The sequence below is a fragment of the Psychrobacter sp. AOP22-C1-C5 genome (genome assembly GCF_052378885.1).
Classification (GTDB): domain Bacteria; phylum Pseudomonadota; class Gammaproteobacteria; order Pseudomonadales; family Moraxellaceae; genus Psychrobacter.
Genome location: NZ_JBQSYC010000010.1, coordinates 43,219 through 62,373, shown reverse-complemented (window position 1 = coordinate 62,373; position 19,155 = coordinate 43,219). Strand labels below are relative to the sequence as shown.

General features: G+C 42.7%; 11 protein-coding genes and 1 tRNA gene. 6 read left to right on the top strand and 6 right to left on the bottom strand.

Features of this window, described 5'->3' with window-relative positions:
* Positions 1–37: 37 nt before the first annotated feature.
* From ACT3TH_RS11840 to ACT3TH_RS11830, 3 genes are all read right to left on the bottom strand, one after another.
* Complete coding sequence (locus ACT3TH_RS11840) at positions 38–1,060, bottom strand: ArsA family ATPase (RefSeq protein ID WP_444756035.1); 1,023 nt, start codon at positions 1,058–1,060, stop codon at positions 38–40.
* 46 nt (positions 1,061–1,106) lie between these two features.
* Complete coding sequence (locus ACT3TH_RS11835; protein WP_444756034.1) at positions 1,107–1,415, bottom strand: cory-CC-star protein; 309 nt, start codon at positions 1,413–1,415, stop codon at positions 1,107–1,109.
* Positions 1,416–1,532: 117 nt separating this feature from the next.
* Entirely contained in the window at positions 1,533–3,212 is a 1,680-nt protein-coding gene (locus ACT3TH_RS11830) for a carbon starvation CstA family protein (protein WP_444756033.1), read from the bottom strand.
* Positions 3,213–3,513: 301 nt separating this feature from the next.
* On the opposite strand from ACT3TH_RS11830, the gene ACT3TH_RS11825 reads away from it, so the two are divergent.
* Both ACT3TH_RS11825 and ACT3TH_RS11820 read left to right on the top strand, forming a co-directional pair.
* Complete coding sequence (locus tag ACT3TH_RS11825; RefSeq protein ID WP_444756032.1) at positions 3,514–4,182, top strand: hypothetical protein; 669 nt, start codon at positions 3,514–3,516, stop codon at positions 4,180–4,182.
* 90 nt (positions 4,183–4,272) lie between these two features.
* Positions 4,273–4,836, top strand: coding sequence for a hypoxanthine-guanine phosphoribosyltransferase (locus ACT3TH_RS11820; RefSeq protein WP_444756031.1), 564 nt, complete (start codon positions 4,273–4,275; stop codon positions 4,834–4,836).
* 92 nt (positions 4,837–4,928) lie between these two features.
* Here ACT3TH_RS11820 and recD read toward each other — a convergent pair whose 3' ends face one another.
* The 3 genes from recD to ACT3TH_RS11805 all read right to left on the bottom strand — a co-directional run bounded on the left by recD (position 4,929) and on the right by ACT3TH_RS11805 (position 16,328).
* A complete protein-coding gene (recD, locus tag ACT3TH_RS11815) occupies positions 4,929–7,112 on the bottom strand; it encodes an exodeoxyribonuclease V subunit alpha (RefSeq protein ID WP_444756030.1) in 2,184 nt (727 codons plus the stop codon).
* Between the two features lie 75 nt (positions 7,113–7,187).
* Positions 7,188–11,672 carry a UvrD-helicase domain-containing protein gene (locus ACT3TH_RS11810; protein WP_444756029.1) on the bottom strand — a complete coding sequence of 1,495 codons (4,485 nt, stop codon included), beginning with the start codon at positions 11,670–11,672 and terminating at the stop codon, positions 7,188–7,190.
* 210 nt (positions 11,673–11,882) lie between these two features.
* Positions 11,883–16,328, bottom strand: a complete 4,446-nt coding sequence (locus ACT3TH_RS11805) for an exodeoxyribonuclease V subunit gamma (protein ID WP_444756028.1) — start codon at positions 16,326–16,328, stop codon at positions 11,883–11,885.
* 413 nt (positions 16,329–16,741) lie between these two features.
* Between ACT3TH_RS11805 and ACT3TH_RS11800 the strand changes: the two genes are divergently transcribed.
* The 4 genes from ACT3TH_RS11800 to ACT3TH_RS11785 all read left to right on the top strand — a co-directional run bounded on the left by ACT3TH_RS11800 (position 16,742) and on the right by ACT3TH_RS11785 (position 19,019).
* Entirely contained in the window at positions 16,742–17,281 is a 540-nt protein-coding gene (locus tag ACT3TH_RS11800; protein WP_444756027.1) for a hypothetical protein, read from the top strand.
* A gap of 21 nt (positions 17,282–17,302) precedes the next feature.
* Positions 17,303–18,109: a hypothetical protein gene (locus tag ACT3TH_RS11795; RefSeq protein ID WP_444756026.1), complete on the top strand. Its 807-nt coding sequence runs from the start codon at positions 17,303–17,305 to the stop codon at positions 18,107–18,109.
* Between the two features lie 67 nt (positions 18,110–18,176).
* Positions 18,177–18,252 (top strand) — tRNA-Arg (locus tag ACT3TH_RS11790).
* Between the two features lie 158 nt (positions 18,253–18,410).
* Positions 18,411–19,019: a DedA family protein gene (locus ACT3TH_RS11785; protein ID WP_444756025.1), complete on the top strand. Its 609-nt coding sequence runs from the start codon at positions 18,411–18,413 to the stop codon at positions 19,017–19,019.
* Positions 19,020–19,155: the final 136 nt, after the last annotated feature.

Genomic DNA, 19,155 nt, shown 5'->3' with positions numbered 1-19,155 from the left:
AAACGACGTATTCGTTTTTTTGGATCCTTTTTAGAGCTTAGGTAACCGGACATAATAAGTTACTTAATGCGTCAGTGCCGCGCACGTCTGTTTGTTGTAGGTAGATCGGATATATCGGGTAGTTGGTAAAATTGCGTTCAATTTCCTGCATCAATTGCTGCTGCCGATCAGCACGGAGACGCCAAAACTCATCAAACTGAGTCGGTGATATCAGTTGATTGACGACGATCGCTGCGGGCGTGAGTTTACTATCTTCTAATTGCTCTATCGCTCGCTTGGTCTCAGCTAACGGCAGCATATCGGCTGTCATGACCAGGACAATCGCGGTCTGGGTACGGTCATGTAGCAATTGTCCTGCTTGACGAAACAACTGCTTGCGTTTTTCTAGTACAGACACTGCTTGCTCCCAGCGATCAGATTTCTTTTGCGCAAACGGATTGGCTATTTCAGTCTTTTTGGCATCATGTTTTTGGTTGTGACTGTCTAAACGAGTCGCCACCGAACGCAGTTTCGACTGTCGCCTTTGCTGTGCCAGTAGTCCATCTGTCCACGCGCCCATCATCTCTGGTAGTACGAGTAAACGCAAAGTATGTCCTGTGGGTGCAGTATCAAAAACAATATGCTCATAATTGCCATCTACGGCAGTGACCAAATGCTGACACATGGATTCGAGCATCGCGGCTTCTTGTGCGCCCGGTGCGGATTTTGATAACCTTAAATGCTCACGAATCTTGGGCATCATGTCTGGATTGGCATAGGACTTAATGGTACGCTCAACTTGAGCAAAATGCGCGTCAACGATGGTGTCAGGGTTTAGCTCGATGGCATTAAGATAAGGCGTTATCGCTGTCTTTTCATTGCTTAGCTGCACCTTTAACACATCGCCCAAACTGTGCGCCGGATCGGTTGAGACAATCAATGTTTTTTGCTGCTGGCTGGCATAATAACTGGCAAGTGCAGCGGCAGTCGTGGTTTTGCCCACACCGCCCTTTCCACCGATAAATATAATCGGTTGCGTTATCAGCTGTTTTACTAATTCAGGTAGAGGTTGCAAAGCCATACTCGTCTCTTATTTTTTGGTTAACTTCTTATTCAGGCAGATATGACTAACAGCAACCAACATGATCAAAGGGACATCTATCCATACCCATTCGTGTATGCCATTCATGGAAGTTCTCCAAAAACAGCGGTTGCAGCTCCAAGGTATAAAAGCTGGCAGGATTATCAATACCTAAACTCTCGGCAAACATGAGCAGCATAAAAAAATCTTCTTCATCACGCGCAGCGCGTGCCATCGTCTGGCGATACGGCGCATGATAAAATTCATTTAACCCGGATACAAACCGTTGCCACCATGGCTCAATGCTTGCATTATCGCTGCTTGGGATATTTGCGTTTTCCGTTGTATTTTCCATAACCTGCTCGTATTTTACTTATTTTTATAATCTATCATGCCTATGTATTATTAACATAAAAAACGCCAGCAATCGATCGATGCTAGCGTTTTTTTACGTTATCAATGTTAACAATATTTAGGCATCGTTTTTGCCTCTGTGTATCGACCATTCTTTGCGTAGCACCGATAAACTCTCAAACGTCACTAAAATCGTTGCTATCAAAATAATAATATCCATAATGATAAGCAGCCAATTGCCATCAGTGAAAAAGGTTTTGAGCTGAATAAGTAACGCAAAAACGGTCATAACCAACAAAAACGATAATGGTGCTAAGGTATACCAGACAGGTTTGCCTTTACGTAACAAGATAACGGTAACGATCATCAACGTTAGTGCTGCCATGAGCTGATTGGTCGTTCCAAATAATGGCCAAATAATCATACCACCTGCACCATCGATACCACCTGCACCAAACGCCAATAGCAAACAGCTTCCGACTGCGAGCAAAGTCGCTACCACACTTTTATTTAGGACTGGCAGTTTATAAAACTCGCCAAACTCTTGGAAGATGTACCGTTGCAAACGCACCCCAGTATCCATGGTAGTCCCAGCAAACAATGCCGCCATGACAGTAAGCATCGTCTGTGACAGCACCATGTCAATGCCAACACCTGCATTTAATATGGTAGCGCCACCATCAATAAAAGCACCAATAGAGCCATCACCGAACTTTTGATAAACGGCTTGCCAATCACCAAGAGTGGCGAAACCTGCCGTAGCAGCCAGTATAGCACCCAGCGCAAGCATCCCCTCGCCAAATGCACCAAAGTAACCAACAAAACGTACGTCTTCTTCCTTGTCAATCTGCTTGGAAGTGGTTCCTGTTGCGACAAGACCATGGAATCCTGAGATAGCGCCACAAGCAATTGTGACAAACAATAACGGCATAAGTGAAGGCGTACCAATAGGCAGCGCATGGTTTATTGCTGGCGCGACAATGTTCGGCGTTGCAATAAAGATAGCAGCGTACAATAAAATCAAACCGACAAATAGTTGTAAACCATTGATATAGTCGCGCGGTTGTAGCAGCATCCAGACAGGCAGTAGAGAGGCAATCGCTGCATAAGCAAACAAAATAAGAATCCATAGGGCATTGTCAGGTAACCCTAAAAAAGTCTCAGGTAAGACAATCGGGAACATGGGCCCAAGATAGATCAGGCCGTATAAAGCAGCGACCCCAATGATAGACACCCACAGCAAATTCATGTTGTAGCGATAAATACACTGACCGATGACGAAAGCAACCACCAATGCGCCCCATACTGGCAATACAGCAGAAGGCGTTTTTATCAACATATTAGCAATAGCGACGCCAAATACAGCATTGACCATCAGCAGTAATAAGAAGATCACGATCATCATCAAACTGCGTACGCGTGTGCCCATGACAGTACCAGCGATAGAGCCGATTGATTGACCTTTATTACGCATACTTGCCCAAATGGCTGACATGTCGTGCACACCCGCCATAAAAATAGTACCAAGCACCACCCAAATGATGGCAGGCACCCAGCCCCAAATGACAGCAATCGCAGGACCGATCATAGGCGCTGCCCCTGCTACTGACGTAAAATGGTGTCCCCACAACACATACTTATTGGTAGGAACATAATCTACCCCATCTTTCAACGTATGCGCTGGCGTGGGACGACTGTTGTCCAATGCTAAGATTTTGGTGGCAATAAATTTTGAGTAAAAGACATAACCACAAAGCATAGCAGCTATGCCAAATACCAGTACAATAGCACTGTTCATTTTATCTCTCCCTAGACAATTAGTAGATAGCCTTATAAGTTCAAGCTTTTTAAATCAAAATATGAAAAATATGCTAAATTAGTGTGCAATGAATAACTCAGCTCACCAGTCATCAAATAAATCATAAAAACTTTGCAAGATTGGTCTTATCTAACAAAGCCTTGAATTTTATAATCAAGAAAATCACTAATCAGTATTTAGCTTGGTGAGCCTTTGTTTGGTATTCTGACTAAATAGTAACTGATTTAATAAAGAATGTAACGTTGGTAAGACATTAAAAACAACAAATAAAGGAAGCTTAATGGCACATTATTTTGGATTTGTACCTTCAGATAAATTGAAAGCCCTAATTAGTGAGGCCGAACAAGTCGTTGCTTCAAATGAAAAGGTGGATTACTACCCTTATCGTGATGCGCTTACTCATCAAACAGCGCGCGACCTTATTGATAACTTATTGGTTGGACTGGTTGACATTATCCCGAACCCTGAACGCCAAGCCGCCATGCGCAAAATCGTTGCCATGATTGAACGTTCGACAGATACTCTACTCAATATCTTGCTTGGTAAAGAAAGCAATGAAGAAGTGCTGCCGAGTTTTCATTTTTTGCGAGATCAGGCAACCTTTATCGATAATGAAGGCGTAAAGCGTGTAGGCTTTAAACTGTCTGACGCCGATGCTAAAACGGTCAATGAAGGTTTTGCGGCTATCACCCCTGAACATGTAGATATGAAAGCATTTAAAAAAGCGCTCGAAACAATGAATGAAGAGACACTGACTCACTTTATCAGTCGTTACGCCGAAACGCTTAAACTTGGTATCATCAAACGCAAATCTGTACCAGTTGCCAAAGCTGCAATCGATAAAGGCATGAATATGGCGCTCAATAAGCTGTTGCCAGATTTGCCTGATCGTTCGCTGAACCGTTTGGCGAACTATTACCGCCCTTTTATCGTAGAAAAACCAGAATAATGCATAAGTTGTTTTTATTAGAACTGTAATGTTGGGCAAATTTACTAAAATTTGCTAAAATAGGCGGCACTTTTACCGAAGGCGCAACTCATGACCCAAATTAGTAATCAAGAAATCGAAAAAACCCTGCGCAACTCAGAGTGCCTTATCAGTAGCATCGAAGTTGCTGCTGCTTATGAGCGTTTGGCAGCACAGCTAAATCTACATTATGCTGGTCTTAATCCAATCGTCATGGTCGTAATGAACGGCGGTCTTATCCCAGCTGGCCAACTGCTGACTCATTTGACATTCTACCATCGCATGCATTATATCCACGCTTCGCGCTATCGTGACAACGAAGGCACGAGCGAGCTTGATTGGAAATTCAAGCCTGATGTCAGTATCGAAGGCGAGCATGTATTGCTGATTGATGATATTTTTGATGAAGGTATCACGCTAAAAGCAGTTGTCGAAGAACTGAGTAAAGAAAAACCGTTATCAATTGAGTCTTGTGTCCTACTCAATAAAGAACACGATCGCAAAGTTGCAGATTTTGACGTGGATTTTGTAGGTATCAATGTTGCAGATCGTTATGTTTATGGCTGTGGTATGGATTTTCATGGTTACTTGCGTCATCTCCCTGGTATCTACGCAATCAAAGAAGACAAAGTTTAAATATTACATTTGAGTTCTAAAAAAGCATCCATTTTGGATGCTTTTTTATTTTGTGAAAAGTAAAGTAGCGATAAGCCAGTTAGCAAGAATAGCTAAAACTGCAAAGCCAAACCTGTATGGCGCTCAGTGGGCGTCTGAACTGCTTTTTCAAAAGCAGTTTTTGTGCTGTATATGGTCACTTGTTTCTTAGCGCGTGTCACTGCCGTATAGATAAGCTCTTTGCTCAGCAATCTTGCATGACTATTATCAAAAGTAATTGCGACATGGTCAAATTCAGAGCCTTGCGACTTATGAATGGTCATCGCATAAGCAGTAGCAACCAACTCTTCATTCAGTAAATTGACAGCAATACCCTGTGTCTTGTTTTCAAAGAATACTTCTAAACGATCTTTTTCACCCCCCGTCTGCAAACAAAAACCAATATCGCCGTTAAACAAGCCTAGCTCATAGTTATTTTGCAGAATCATAATAGGTCGCCCATGGAACCATGTGTTTTGACCTAGCGGTAGCTTCAGCTCAGAAAGATGCCACTGAGTTAGGTAATTGTTGATGTAGTGATCGCCCCACTCACCATTGTGCCCCGCGCTTAGAATTCTAAATTTATTAAATGTTTCCATTAATGATGTAACGGTGTTTTTTACTGATTCTGGTACGGATTTTTCTACTGGATTTATTTCTAGTTTTTTCATTTCAATTAAGTATGAGTTATAATTTTTTGTCATTCCTGATATTGATTTTTCATCGCTTAGGCTATTTTTTATTTTATTATCACTTAATATTTCTTCTCGTAGAATATTTACATATTGAAAGCGTAATGCTTCATCCTGCTGCAACAACTGCCAAATGCTTTGTGTGTCTACGTTCAACTTATTAATTTGATAGGCAAGCTTACCAATGCCAGAATCTGCACTAAATCGACGGCTTTCAGTCAGCTCAGCATGAATGGTCTGCAATATTGGGATACGACACAAATCAGCCAGCACTGCTCCTGCATCTACTGCTGCTAACTGGTTTGCGTCTCCCAATAATATAAGCCGTGCGCCTGGCTTCACTGCACTTACAAGATAATTGGCCAGCTCCACTCCTAGCATTGATGCCTCGTCAACGATGATGATATCTTCACCCAGTGGATTATTACTATCGTAACGTGGTCTGCCCGTCCGACCGATTCCCAAAAGACGATGGATAGTCTTGGCTTCTGGCAAATTCAACTCTACATCAGCTGCATCTAAAGCTGCTTGTAAAGATTCCTGCATCCGCTGGGCGGCCTTACCAGTCGGTGCCGCTAGTGCTAAGCTAGCACTGTCTGTACTGAATCTGATGTTCTCTTGCTTATCATCCCTACTCTTTGCGGCTTGTTGCAATGCGATAACGAGTTGAGCCACTGTATAAGTTTTGCCTGTACCTGGACCACCAGTAATAATACTAAAAGCATTATTATTAGCCACATTAATGGCTTTTATCTGTTCTCCGTTCAAACTCTCAGGTATTGATATGGTCAAAGGGGTTATGTGTTGATCCAAAATAGTATTGATATGTTTTGCTAAGTTAAATTCTGCCTGCCAAGAACGATGTAACCAGAAAGTTACGGATATTTTTGTGTTTTTATTATCGACTATGTTATATATAATAGGTTGGTTTATTTTATTACTTAGGCTATTTTGATTGATAAGGCTGGCATTAACTTCTACCAGTAAAGTGTGTTGATGAAGTAGATTTATAAAGAAAGATAAATTCGTGTTTTTTAGAAGCTGATACAGCCTAACAATCGTATCAAGACGCTTGGTAAGCATGTCTTTTTTGTGATTACTAAATGCGAGCTGCGTCCAGAGCTGATCTCGTCTGCCAAATAACGTGTCTAGTAAACTAAATAGCGATACCTCAGCAGTCGTATCTTCTATTTGTGTGTTTACTTGGGCATCTATCAGCGCAAAAATCGGCATTGCTAGCATTTCTAATAACTGTCGCTGCCAAGCATATAGCGCAATGACTTCTCCTTTAATTTGACCTTGCAGCGGTACTTCGTGCTCCGCTTCCTCAATAGTTAAGACAGTATGCCCTTCTTCTAAGTGCGTCGCTAACATAGCAAATAAAGCAGTGAATACATGACTGTCTTCTGCTTTATCAACCTGCTTGTCGTCGGTAGCTTCTAGATTCGCCGCATTATACGCTGAATGCGTTTGCTGACGGCGTAGCAAAATATAGTCGCTGATGTTATTGGCCCAGCTCTCTTGCAAACCAATTGCTGCTTTACTTTTATTATTGTTATTACTCATTTTATATTTATCTCTATGTTGAACTGATGAATCGATATTGTATTTTTTGAATGGTTAGTCTTGATTTGACATTCGCTAATCAGGCATACCAAACAACGCATCTAAACCTTTAATAAAATCGATTGGGATGTCCCAGGTCACTAGTCCATATTGAGCGCTGTGTAAGGTACTACTGCTAGGATTGTTAGACTCTTGTGATACATGAGCAGCTGCTTGAGAATTGGGATCATAAACGCCTCGCAAAAACACATACTCTACTGCGCCTAGATATTTGTTTTCATTGCCTGCGTAATCATGCATTCTCATCGAAAGAAATCGATGTAAGGCCACTTGGTAAATCGCTGCTTGCAACCAATACCCTGCTTTAGACATGGCTTGTTTAAGCGTACTTTCATCGTAATCGCTTAGGCTATTTCCTAAAAAATTACTCTTATAATCGACAACATAATACTTGCCAGCGTGCTCGTATACTAAGTCAATTTCACCGCGTAAATAGCGGTATAAGTGCGTTTTATTTTGCGCGATAAGGTTAACGTGTTTGTCTATCTCATCGGGCAGATATTTTTGAAACAGCTTGTTAATATCCTGTGCTTTAAAGCGCTCTGACAGACCCATATTAAACGACAATTCGGCAAATCGCTGACCTGTACTAAGAGCGCATAAGGGTTGATTAGAGGCCAATAGCGGTACCTGTATCACCTCATCAATCCAATTGATCAATGCCTCATGCTTTGTCGTATCTATTGAACTAGAATCAAGTAAAACACCCTCTCCTGCCGTGCCACCTTGCAATCTACGATTTTGCTGCTCAGCACTGCTATAGATCAGCGGCAACTGGTAGCTACTAACGGCTCTATCAATAACCTGAGGCCATTGCGACTTGTTAGTAAAATCAATTTTTTCAAATATCTCATGCAAAAATGTACCCGCATTAGCGCCTTTAACAAAGGTAAAACGGATATCGTCCTCTAACTTAAGACTTAACTCATCGGTTTTGTTAAGAGACGCATTACTATCAAGTGATGGCTCAATCGAGCCGTTTGTCATATCAATATCTATTGCATCATCGATGCGCTCATCGACCACCGCCATTGCTTGTGTAGATTCATCTAACTGACGGGCCAATGCTGTAAAGCTCGTCTTAGCCCAGCCATAAAAGTAATTTGTTTTCATAACCTCTGAAAAGGTTTCGTATTCAATCGCTTTTGTGGTGAGTTTGGTATTGGCAAGCTGAGTAGGATCGTTTAAGCCCGTTGACTGGGCATGGTTGTTACTATGAAAGTCATTGATCTTGTGTCCTCTGATCATGCCGATGGTTTCTTTGAGCATATCAGGCAACTCAAAATTTGATTCTGGCGAATCAAACCAATAAAGTACTGGCTTTAAGTTAACATCCACATTTCTTTTCGGGTCTTGCAATACTACATAAAGCTGCTCACTGGCCCGTGTAAATGCCACATAACCAAGCCGGCGTAGCTCATCAAAATCCTCATTTGTCTCGATATCAGTATAATAACCATCCGTGGTGGCAGAGCCTTGTAGTGGTGAGAAGCGGCGCTGATTGCCTGTTGATTGTTTCTGACTTGCTGGTTGTCCTAATGCAGCGGGCGTTTGTTGCGCGTTATAAAGATACAACCCATACTTCTCATTGTTGCCTGACTTCCTACTGGCATCGCCCATACCCAGTACGTAGACAATCGGAAACTCAAGTCCTTTTGACTTGTGAATGGTCATAAGTTGCACGCCAGATTCTGTTGGTAGCGGATATTGCTTGGCCCAATCGCTATTAGGGGCGGTGTCTATATGCCGTCTAAACCAAGCCAGCAACTCATGCTCGCCCATACTGGTGCCATACTGCGCCAAGATATCCATCACATGACGCAAATCCATGATGTGCCGATCCCCTTCTGGGTGCGCCGCCAAAGACTGCCAAACGCCTTCTAGTTGTACAGGACTTTTATCTAATAAGTAATGCATCGCTGACAAAATACCAAAGTGCTGCCAGTTTTGCGTCCCTTGTTTTAGATAAGTAATAAAGTCTTGATAGCTTTTTTTACTCTTCTGAGTTGGGTCAATTGCCGAATGAGAAGTATTTGAATGCAAGTTGAACGTAGTGCTGTCAGCCTCAGCAATTCCTGACTCATGATCCGTCATCATAATTTTGACGTCTTTGATACTCAGACCATAAAGGTGACTGGTCAACACCCGATTAATCATGTCATGACGATACGGATACAGCATAGCACCCAGTAGTGCTGCCACCTCTTCTGCCATAATAGTGTCAAAGATACTGACATCGCTGGTTGTCAAAGTCGGTATACCCAGCTTGACCAGCTCATCCTCAACCTGCTTTAAGTTCTTTTTGGTGCGAGCCAGCACTCCGATATCACTCGGCTGTATAGCTTGGCCTTTTAGTGTCTGACCACTGCTGAGTAAAGTTGCAATATGACGTGCCGTAATCTCAAATTCATCATAATCAAGCTCTGTGTCTTTACCACTGTATAGATGCAATACGCTCACTGGTTTGTCAGAGAGCACCTCAGTCACTAAGCTACTGTCTTGCATGGCTGAATACTTAAACCAAGACAATTCATGTTCTAGCTTTTCTGCTTTGATATGCTGGTAATAAATACCGTGACCCAGCTGCGATTGTTTGTTTTCACCAGTCATTGCCGTTGGCATACCAAACCAGCAGTTTAATGCATGAATCATACCAGCGTTTGAGCGGCGGTTGATATCTAGCGTCCAACGACTACTGGTATCAAACTGGGCTTTCATATAGTTATAGTTAGCCACGTCACCACCGCGAAATCCATAGATAGCCTGCTTTGGGTCACCAACCAATAGTAAAAACTCGCGATTGGTTTTATTGGTCGTTGACGGCTTGTCCTTTTTCTTTGGTAGATAAATGCTTTCAATCATAATGGCTTGTTCACCATTGATATCTTGTGACTCATCAATCAATGCCACTGGATAATGATGACGAATATAACGTGCCAGCTTATTGCCTTGACGACCAGTCAATGCTTGGTTTAAGCGCACCATCTGTAGGCTAAAGGTCGTCTCACCGCGCTCTTCTAAAATAACGGGAAGCCTGTCACGCACCGCGAGAACAATGTGGCGGTTCAGATTGGCTAGTATCAAGATGATATGCTGATTTAAACCTTCAACCATGTCTAAAAGAACCATTAACTTGCTAATGGTTTTTAATTCAAAAAGGGTCTGATGCTCTTTTTCTTTATTCTTATTAAAGTTCTTAATCTTACCGTCTTCATCTGGATACCTGGCATCCTGCAATGATGTCAGAATCTTATGTTCGCGCTCGTTTAAATAGCTGTTAAATGCCAGCTGATGTTCTGCTATTTTTTGATGGACATCAATGAGAGCATCAAACTGTTTAGTTAAATTAGAACCCCCACGAAATCCTTGCGACTTTCTATAATCAGGATTTAAGTAAGGCTGTATATCGGCTAAATCTAACTGCGCAAACTCAGCAATGAGCCGCTCATATGTATTAAAATCAAAACCTTGTTCCAGTTTTATCTCATCAATCGGCGCAGAAATAAAGTTAAGCGAGCGAGAAACAAACTTTTTATGATCGCTCACGCTCGTCAGCTTACCTTGCTGCTCCATTAGCGCATACAGTTTGGGCTGCTCGTGATGCAAGCGGCTTTGAAACTGGCGCAGCTCATCGTGAATAATACTGCCAGTCACCTGCTCAATACTGCTGTCTTCGATAATGGCCATGCCTTGCTGATGACCAGTCTCGCTACTGTATTCGGTCAGCCACTTTTGCGCCAAGCTATCAAGCGTACCCACAAACAGTTTGTCCAACGTGGTTAATACCAGCGCCGTGCGTCGAAGTGCCTCCGCCATTGGGTAGCTATATACGTGATCTAACAAATAACCGACTAGGTGCAGGTTAATAGGGTCTTGCATAATGCCATCTAAGCGCACATATTTCGCCTGAGTAACCAACCAAACTTCACGCTCTTTTTTTGCTTGAATACGCTTTTCAGCCGCCACCTGTTTATCATGGGCAAGATCTTGATTTAAGTCGTCAATATCTTTATCAGTACTTGAATTATTAGCTGTTTGTCTATCCTTGTCGTCGCTGTCAGGCATTACCTGTAATATATCGGGATATAAAACATTTTTATGGCTTGTATCAGCGCTTAGGTTATTGACCCACTGCAATAGTTGGTAAAAGTCTACCAAACGATCATGAATACGCTGACGCATTTCGGCTGCCGCAGCACGAGTAAAGGTAGTAGCAATGATTTGCTCTGGCGCACGCCTTGCTTCGATCAGTAGACGTAGCACAATACCAGTTAACGTCCAAGTCTTGCCTGTCCCAGCTGACGCTTCAATAAGATGCTTACCTGTCAATTCAACGTCAACTGCTGGTATCACATCCGCCTTGCGATCCTCTATGTCATTACTTTCAGCCGTATGAGCAAGCCCGTTAGAGGATTGAGATGACTCATCTGGATACTCGTCAAATAAGCCTGGCTGGATAGCTGTATCAGTGGTATTGGTTGTGTCCATAAAGTCTGTCATATAGGCATATACTTTTCATTATTATCTGTTGGATCAAAAAAACTATCATCGATACTCAATAAAATCGATACACGGCATCATAATGCGTGACTGATACAAATTTTTCTTGCTGACTCTTTTTTATAGTGGCCATTTTTATATTTACCTTATTATAAACGAAGCAGCGCATTAGATAATTGAGATAAATAAATTAGGTGTTAGTCATTTTAGCTAGTTGTCCAGACCAGTTAAGGCAGAAAACATCGGGCCATACAGGGGCTGTGCTAAGGAATTCAATGCCGCTGTTAACGCTTTAAAGGCATCTTGCTCACGCAACACGTATTGCCAAATGGCATGCTGCGAGCAAGTATCATATACCGTGTCTGAGTGATAACTGGGTCTTAACCAGTCGGAAAAATCCGCTCGCTTTGGCCAGTAGCTGTCATTTTTATCCGCACTTTGCTCAGCTTTTGAGCACTTACCTAGGTAGTTGAGCGCATACTCAGGCAATAATGCAATGGGTACTTGACCAGATAGGTTACCAAACATCGCCCACTTGATGAGCTCAACCATTGCCTCTTCATATATTACAGGGCTTAGTTTAAAGGCAATGATATTTTTATACGTATCCACTTGCGCGCTGGGCTTGCTAAAGCGCCAAATGCTGACGCCATCATTCAACGCCACTTGCTCAGCAGTGGTGCGTCTGGCAACTTGCCAATATAAATGTGACAGCCAAAACTTGAGTAGATGCTTGGGGCTTGCAGAGTTGGGTAAAATATTGAACCACTGTTTTGGTGATTGCTGAGCATAGGACATGCTAGACTGCATCTGAGCATCTATCGGCACTAGACCTTTTATTTTAATGGCCTTGGGCAATAGCTTCATCAGTATTTTTATGTCCGTCTGATGACTTGATTCGTTATTAATACTATTTAACACGGCCATCAGCTCTATCTGAACAGAGTGCTCGGTCGTTGAGGTAAGCAGCTGCAAACCTACCCCATCCCCTTCTTTACCCTCATTGGCCATACTACTTTCACTAAAGCCATTAGCAACTAATTGCGCTTTAAATTCTATACATTGCTGTCGCAGTTTTTGTTTTTGATTGGGTATCGTGGTTTGACGAGCCACACCTGCTGGTATGATTTTTTGATACATCATCGCTGGGTTGGCGTTTTCGGTCGCATCAGCAACCAATGCTTGAATCAGATGCTCATTAATTTTATAGGTCGTTAGGTTATCTAAAAACAGCGGTTCTTGATGCGCTATCGCTTCCTCACCTTGTACCACATGCACCTTTTGGGTACGCAAAAACGCTTTGGCAGGATGACGCACTTGATAGGCCAATACGCCTTCGATGTCTATTTCTCCCACATTAAATACGGTATCAAACACGATTTGAGCAAGCAAGTCGCTGGTATCGCTTTTAGTCATGTCTTTATTAGTACTGGTGTCTAGCGCTAACATATCAACCAATGCAGATAAGGTGTGATTGTCTACTTGTCCCAGTTGACCTAAACCTTTACCAAGCATCTGGGCGATGGCTTCGTATTGTGCTTTGGTGGGTAAGCCAACCAATTGTGGATACGCGCGTGATGCTCGCCCATTGAGCGTATCAAAGACTGCTTGCCACAGCGGCGCAGGTGGGAATTGTTTTTTCTGATCCAATTTGGTTTTGCGCATGGCGTTATTTAATAACGTGTCTAGCTCATTGGCTATATTAATAGCACTATCATCCTGAGCACTATCAATGCGTGTATCGGTTTGTGGCTCAGACGCATTAATGTCCTCAATTTCGGTCTCAAACAGACTCCGATGAAAAGGTAATGCTGGATGCTCGGTGACCAGCCACTGCTTAATCAGCTTAGGCAGATAACGCTTGAGACTCTCAGTCGTTGGGTCAATATCTTTAGGCAAAGTTGCAAGCGAGCTCATCTGCCACTGTACCTCCCCTTGCAAAAACTGTAACAACTCACTAACTGGGTTAGCTGGCAGATGCTCATGGGTATCAGTTAAGCTTTGGCCATTATAAAATATCCAGCAAGCACTACGCGCACACAGCATCGCATCTAAAAACGCTCCATTATCATCGTCCTCACTGGCTCTATCGCCGCGACGAGCGTTAGCAGCCTTCATCAAATCATATCGATTATCACGGTCACGATTGGGAAACTCAGAGAGATCCATATTAAGCATGACTACTAGCTCAAATGGCACATTTCTTAAGGCACCAAAGCGACCAAAGGTAATAACGCCCGTCGGCTCCGCACTCACTTGCTGGCTTTCTAGCTCATCTTCGATACTGTCCAGCATAAAGCTCAATTTTAGCGGTAACTGCTCGACGCCTGCCAGCCTTTGTTCAACTTCCTTGTTAGCGCTATCACCGCTAGAGTACTGCCTATAATGACGATTGGCTCGCAAACTTGATTTGAAACCGTTCATGGCGTTGTATATGGCGCGCATCGTACGAGTTTGATCGACATCGCCAAAGTAGCGATGGATCACTTGGGTCTCAATCTGATCTAGCCAATCTTCCGCTTTCATTCTTTGCATATGATCATCACGCCGTGTGACCAGACCCGTATATATACGGCAAAGGGCTTCAACAATCATTGCATCGTTTAAACTCACCTGCGGCAACGGCAAACTCATCTCTGGCATTGCTGTGCTCGCCCAATCCTCTTTTGCTAAAGGATATAAGCAATCACTCAAACTGGCCTCTGGCATCACAAGCCCCAAGGTCAATCTATCTAACGCTTGAGCAAAGCTAAAACGGTAATCGTAGTCGTTAGCATCTAACGTTTGCTTGAGATGTCGCTCATCAAAACCTCGAATAAAACCGGCCTCTACCAACAAATCACAGCCACGGCTCATTTGTTCATGGGTTAAGCCAAAGCTTTCAAACAAAGGTGGTAGCATCAACCAGTCTAAGACTTCAGCGGCTTCAAAACGGGCGCTATGACTGCCGAGCAGTTTATAAAAACCAACAATTGCTTCCCACAATTGACGAATATCGGTATCGACAACGCCGGTCACCTTTGCAGGTAAGGTCAAACCATCTTGACCTTTACCACTGACAAAAATAGAGCCAATGAGGGCATGATGACGCTCAACATCAGGTAGCAAAACCACAATATCGGATATATGGCGTTTTTTCTCACCTGTTTTGATAGGCTCATTTAACCAGCGCCCAATCATGATACGCAGTACTTCGAGTTGACGTTGTAGATTATGACATGAATGAATGCTTAGGCTATTATCTTGTGACGATATCGACCAAAGACGCTCCTTCTCAAAGCGTTTATTTTCTAACACCTCATCTTCATACCATGACGCTTGTGTCTCAACATTCAATTCGATTTGCTGACTGATCGCTTCTGATACTTTTGCCGCTGTCGCTTGTTGGGTTGATTGCTCATCCAGCATCAATACATCGTTTTGTAGACGTCGCAATAAACTTGGGCTATCTTGCATGCCTTGATGACGAGCAGCGTCAGGATCATCGACATCATAATTAATGTCATCAAAGCCTTGAGCTGCTCCCTCATCAAAACCGTCATCAAAATTGTCTTGCCACTCTACAAGCGCCTCTTGGTATTGCTCATTACCCGATAAGTTGGCAAGCATAGCAAAGGTATCACGAGATTGTTTGCCCAAACGTGATAGCAGACTATGTCCATATTCACGTAAAAATACGCTTTCAGGATTGATGATCTGCTGACGCTGTAGCCAAGACTTATCGACAATATCTGCCCAAAATAGCTTTGATGGATTGTAGTGTAATAATGTGATATCCACGTATTTCGATAAGCGCTGTAAAAAGTCAAGCTCGGTCTGCGGCAATTGCTGAATGGTAAAAATACGCAGTACGTTGGGTAACTGCGCATGCTCATTTGCTCTATTATTTTCTAAGGCTGACCAAAAGGTATTTTCAATGGTGACGCGGTGCTGATGGACATCGGCAAACAGGTGCGACCATAAGAATCGTTGCGCGACTTCTAACTCTACGTAATGCTCCACCAACCACTCAGGTGTACCGCGTGCATACTTATCAAAGCGCAACGACAAAGCATCTTTATCCGCTATCAACTCTTCTACATTAAGCGGTTTGTTGTGCGACCACAGTGCCAGCCAATCCTCACGGTGGGTCAAATAGCGGTTAAACACTCGCGCCAAATCGCTTGCCAGCTGCCAAATACGCGCATCTTGTTGCGCCTTATCTTGTTGTACCTTGTCCTGCTTGACTCCTTCTTGCGGCTCATCAATCAAAGACGCCAGCAGTGGGTTGACCGGATGCGCCTCATCCTTAACAATCGACTCTTGATAGTAGGTCAAATACCCAAACAGTCGCCATTGCATCACCGTTGGCGACAACACTGCCACTTCAGGCACATTTAAGACTGCAGTCTCAGGATTATGCTCCAACAAATACGCATTGTGACGCGTTAACACATCCTGCATCAGCGTCCACTGATACTGACCCCAAAACTTTGTATGCACCAAAGTACTGATCCCAGCGCGGCTGGCAATCGTCTTATCCAACCAATCACCCAATACCATTGAAGGCACAATGACCATAAAAGGCTCAAAAACAGATTGGTTCTTTGACTGATATTGCACAAGCAATTGATCAACAAGGTTTTCGGTGCGATGAGACTGAATAATGGTAAACATAGAAGATAATCTGATTGGAATAAAGTAATGAGGCTAACAAACACGAATTAAAGTAGATAGAAGAAAAACCTACTCTTAAAAGCGTTGAGAAAAGTAAAGAACAAGCGACAAACGATACTGACCAATACATGTTTGGTAGTCGTCCGCCAATAGCATTTCTGTTAGCATAATAGTTGTAAAAATAACAAAATATACTGATAGCCAGTTTGCCATTGATGATTATCGTTTACCAGTATAGATACCAGTATTATAATATTGCACGACATTGAGTGTCGCTTATTTACGTTGTTATGCTGCTTTTCTTTGTTATAAGATATTTATCAAAGTACAAAGGTGCGTCATCTTATTTGTCGAACCAGCATCTGCGCTCTGTCTATACTTCATCCTCTTTATTGACGAGATAATCGAACACTATGCCTTTGCGTCCCATTGATGCCATTTTCGTTCACCCAAAACAACGTCTATATGTTGTTTATTATCGCGGTGAGTTATGGCAATTACCGCGTATGAAGATTGATGACACATCATGGCAGAATAGATGTCTTTATACGGGTGATAGTAGTGCGCTCTATCTTAGTATTCATCAAGCCATTGGTGACCCTGTGTTGGCACAAAAGCTGCGAACATTGAACTTGCCCGCGGCAGTGCGTGGCAGTCGATTACCTCGCTTTGAAGCATGGTGGGAGACCCACGGTTTTAAATGGCTTAAAGACAAGCTTGTGACAGGTCAGTCGCCTCTCGCGGTGCATGAAACTACGACACCCACAAAAGCCATTGACAATCAGCCCTCTTCCCCCTCAAACTATCCACCCGCGCAGCCCGAAGACGATAACAATACTGGTCATAAAAGCGATGCTCAAGTAACGACCCACTCTGTAGAAGAAGACATTTTTGCAGAAATGCTGGCAGACTTGGCAGATGAAGTGCTGCATCAACCCTTTAAACCAAATTAACAAACAGAAGAGCGGTTACATATGAAAGACTACAAGCTGCTACTCGCTGGGCTAATTTTACTGTTGATACTTTTCATTGCCATCTTCACTTGGTTATGGATCAACAATCGTAAAAATGTCGATCCGCTACCTATCATGGCAAACCAGAACGACGCTAAAATGATCACTGAGAACGATGAAGAAAGCACCGTCTCTGACATTATCTTATACGTACAAGTGGAAGAAAACTTGCAAGCAGCTTTAGATGATGTCATAGCTCGCTTTGAATCTCGTTATCCTCATATCAAAGTAGCGGCAAGTTATGTACCCTCTCGTACTCTTTTAACACTGCCAGACACTGCATCTGATAATAGCGCAGACTCCGTTGTGGGAATAGATATGATTATCGCCAACGACAGACTACCCGAGCAGCGGCTTGCGCCATTACAAGCTGAGCTAAAATCAGCTCAAGACAAAATTAATCAAAGCCGAGCAAGCACCAGTAACGCTACTGAAAATAGTGAAGAGCCAGTCATTGATGATGAGACTGGGATGGCTAAAACTTACTATACCGAAGCACCCACACTGAACTCTTACAGCTATGCACTGAAAGGCGAGCGGACACTTGAAGGGGTTATTTTAACCAACAACACAGCAGCTATTAACTTCCGTAATTTTTTACTTTCGAGCACAGGACAAGATATATTAGAAAAATACGATTATCATAATATCGAGGGTTATAGAAATAGCGTGGATGACTTATTTAACCCAACATCGCAGTCAAAACAAGCGTCAGGTGAGGCAGAAGTAGATGTCGCCGACGCGCTTAGCAATGGCGATGCACGATAAATTGTCCCTATTTAGCTTTTGTTGATTGCTTTTGTGACCGCTTTTTTCTACAATGTCACTCCATAATGCGCCTATAGCTCAACAGGATAGAGCAGTTGCCTCCTAAGCGATCGATCCGAGTTCGAGTCTTGGTGGGCGCACCACTATATATATCTTATCACAACAAAAACCCTCATAGCCTATACAGCTACGGGGGTTTTCTGGTTATAGTGGGATGCAGGCGTGGGCAGATTACCTTGATTCACTAAAAATGAGTATTTAACACGACTTAATCAGTCATTATAAGTATGAGGTAAATCAAATGAGTGAATGGGTACTAGCTATCATGGCAGATTTTGGCTATATCGGTGTTATATTTGCTATGTTTGCCGAAAACGTTTTTCCGCCTATACCGTCTGAACTGATTATGCCGGCAGCAGGTTTTGCAGCAGCTAGAGGTGATCTAAATATATGGTTAGTCATACTAGCAGGTACGTTGGGCAGCGTCCTTGGGGCATTACCTCTCTATTACTTGGGAACGTTATTCAATAAAGAACGCCTAGTAATATTTACTGAGAAATACGGTAAGTACGTATTTATCAAGTCTGAGGATGTTCTATCGTCCAATGCTTGGTTCGATAAACACGGTAAAAAAGCTGTCTTTTTTGGACGAATGGTACCTGGTATTCGTTCACTGATCTCCATTCCTGCAGGAATGAATAAAATGCCGCTTGTCTCTTTTTTAGTCTTAACGGCTTTAGGTTCTGGTATTTGGACGACAATGTTAACCCTATCAGGATTTTACTTGGGCAAAAACTACGAGGTTATTGAGACTATGTTAGCGCCTTACTCCAAAGTTTTCTTACTGCTTGCAGGAGTTATTATTCTTAGTTTGTTTATTAAACATCGACTGTCCAATAAACATACCTAAGCAAATAAAAAAAATTTATTGTTTCATTTCTGAATGAAAATAGTCTGTTATAAACGGTCTATTAATTGATTAACAATTCTAACTATGTGGTTCCCTTGGGGTATACCTATAGGGAACCAATAATACGTCCAGTGCC

What these genes read in the sequence shown, in the direction of transcription:
- ACT3TH_RS11840 (WP_444756035.1), bottom strand. Translation starts at nt 1,060, where the DNA reads ATGGCTTTGCAACCTCTACCTGAATTAGTAAAACAGCTGATAACGCAA.
- ACT3TH_RS11835 (WP_444756034.1), bottom strand. Translation starts at nt 1,415, where the DNA reads ATGGAAAATACAACGGAAAACGCAAATATCCCAAGCAGCGATAATGCA.
- ACT3TH_RS11830 (WP_444756033.1), bottom strand. Translation starts at nt 3,212, where the DNA reads ATGAACAGTGCTATTGTACTGGTATTTGGCATAGCTGCTATGCTTTGT.
- ACT3TH_RS11825 (WP_444756032.1), top strand. Translation starts at nt 3,514, where the DNA reads ATGGCACATTATTTTGGATTTGTACCTTCAGATAAATTGAAAGCCCTA.
- ACT3TH_RS11820 (WP_444756031.1), top strand. Translation starts at nt 4,273, where the DNA reads ATGACCCAAATTAGTAATCAAGAAATCGAAAAAACCCTGCGCAACTCA.
- recD (WP_444756030.1), bottom strand. Translation starts at nt 7,112, where the DNA reads ATGAGTAATAACAATAATAAAAGTAAAGCAGCAATTGGTTTGCAAGAG.
- ACT3TH_RS11810 (WP_444756029.1), bottom strand. Translation starts at nt 11,672, where the DNA reads ATGACAGACTTTATGGACACAACCAATACCACTGATACAGCTATCCAG.
- ACT3TH_RS11805 (WP_444756028.1), bottom strand. Translation starts at nt 16,328, where the DNA reads ATGTTTACCATTATTCAGTCTCATCGCACCGAAAACCTTGTTGATCAA.
- ACT3TH_RS11800 (WP_444756027.1), top strand. Translation starts at nt 16,742, where the DNA reads ATGCCTTTGCGTCCCATTGATGCCATTTTCGTTCACCCAAAACAACGT.
- ACT3TH_RS11795 (WP_444756026.1), top strand. Translation starts at nt 17,303, where the DNA reads ATGAAAGACTACAAGCTGCTACTCGCTGGGCTAATTTTACTGTTGATA.
- ACT3TH_RS11785 (WP_444756025.1), top strand. Translation starts at nt 18,411, where the DNA reads ATGAGTGAATGGGTACTAGCTATCATGGCAGATTTTGGCTATATCGGT.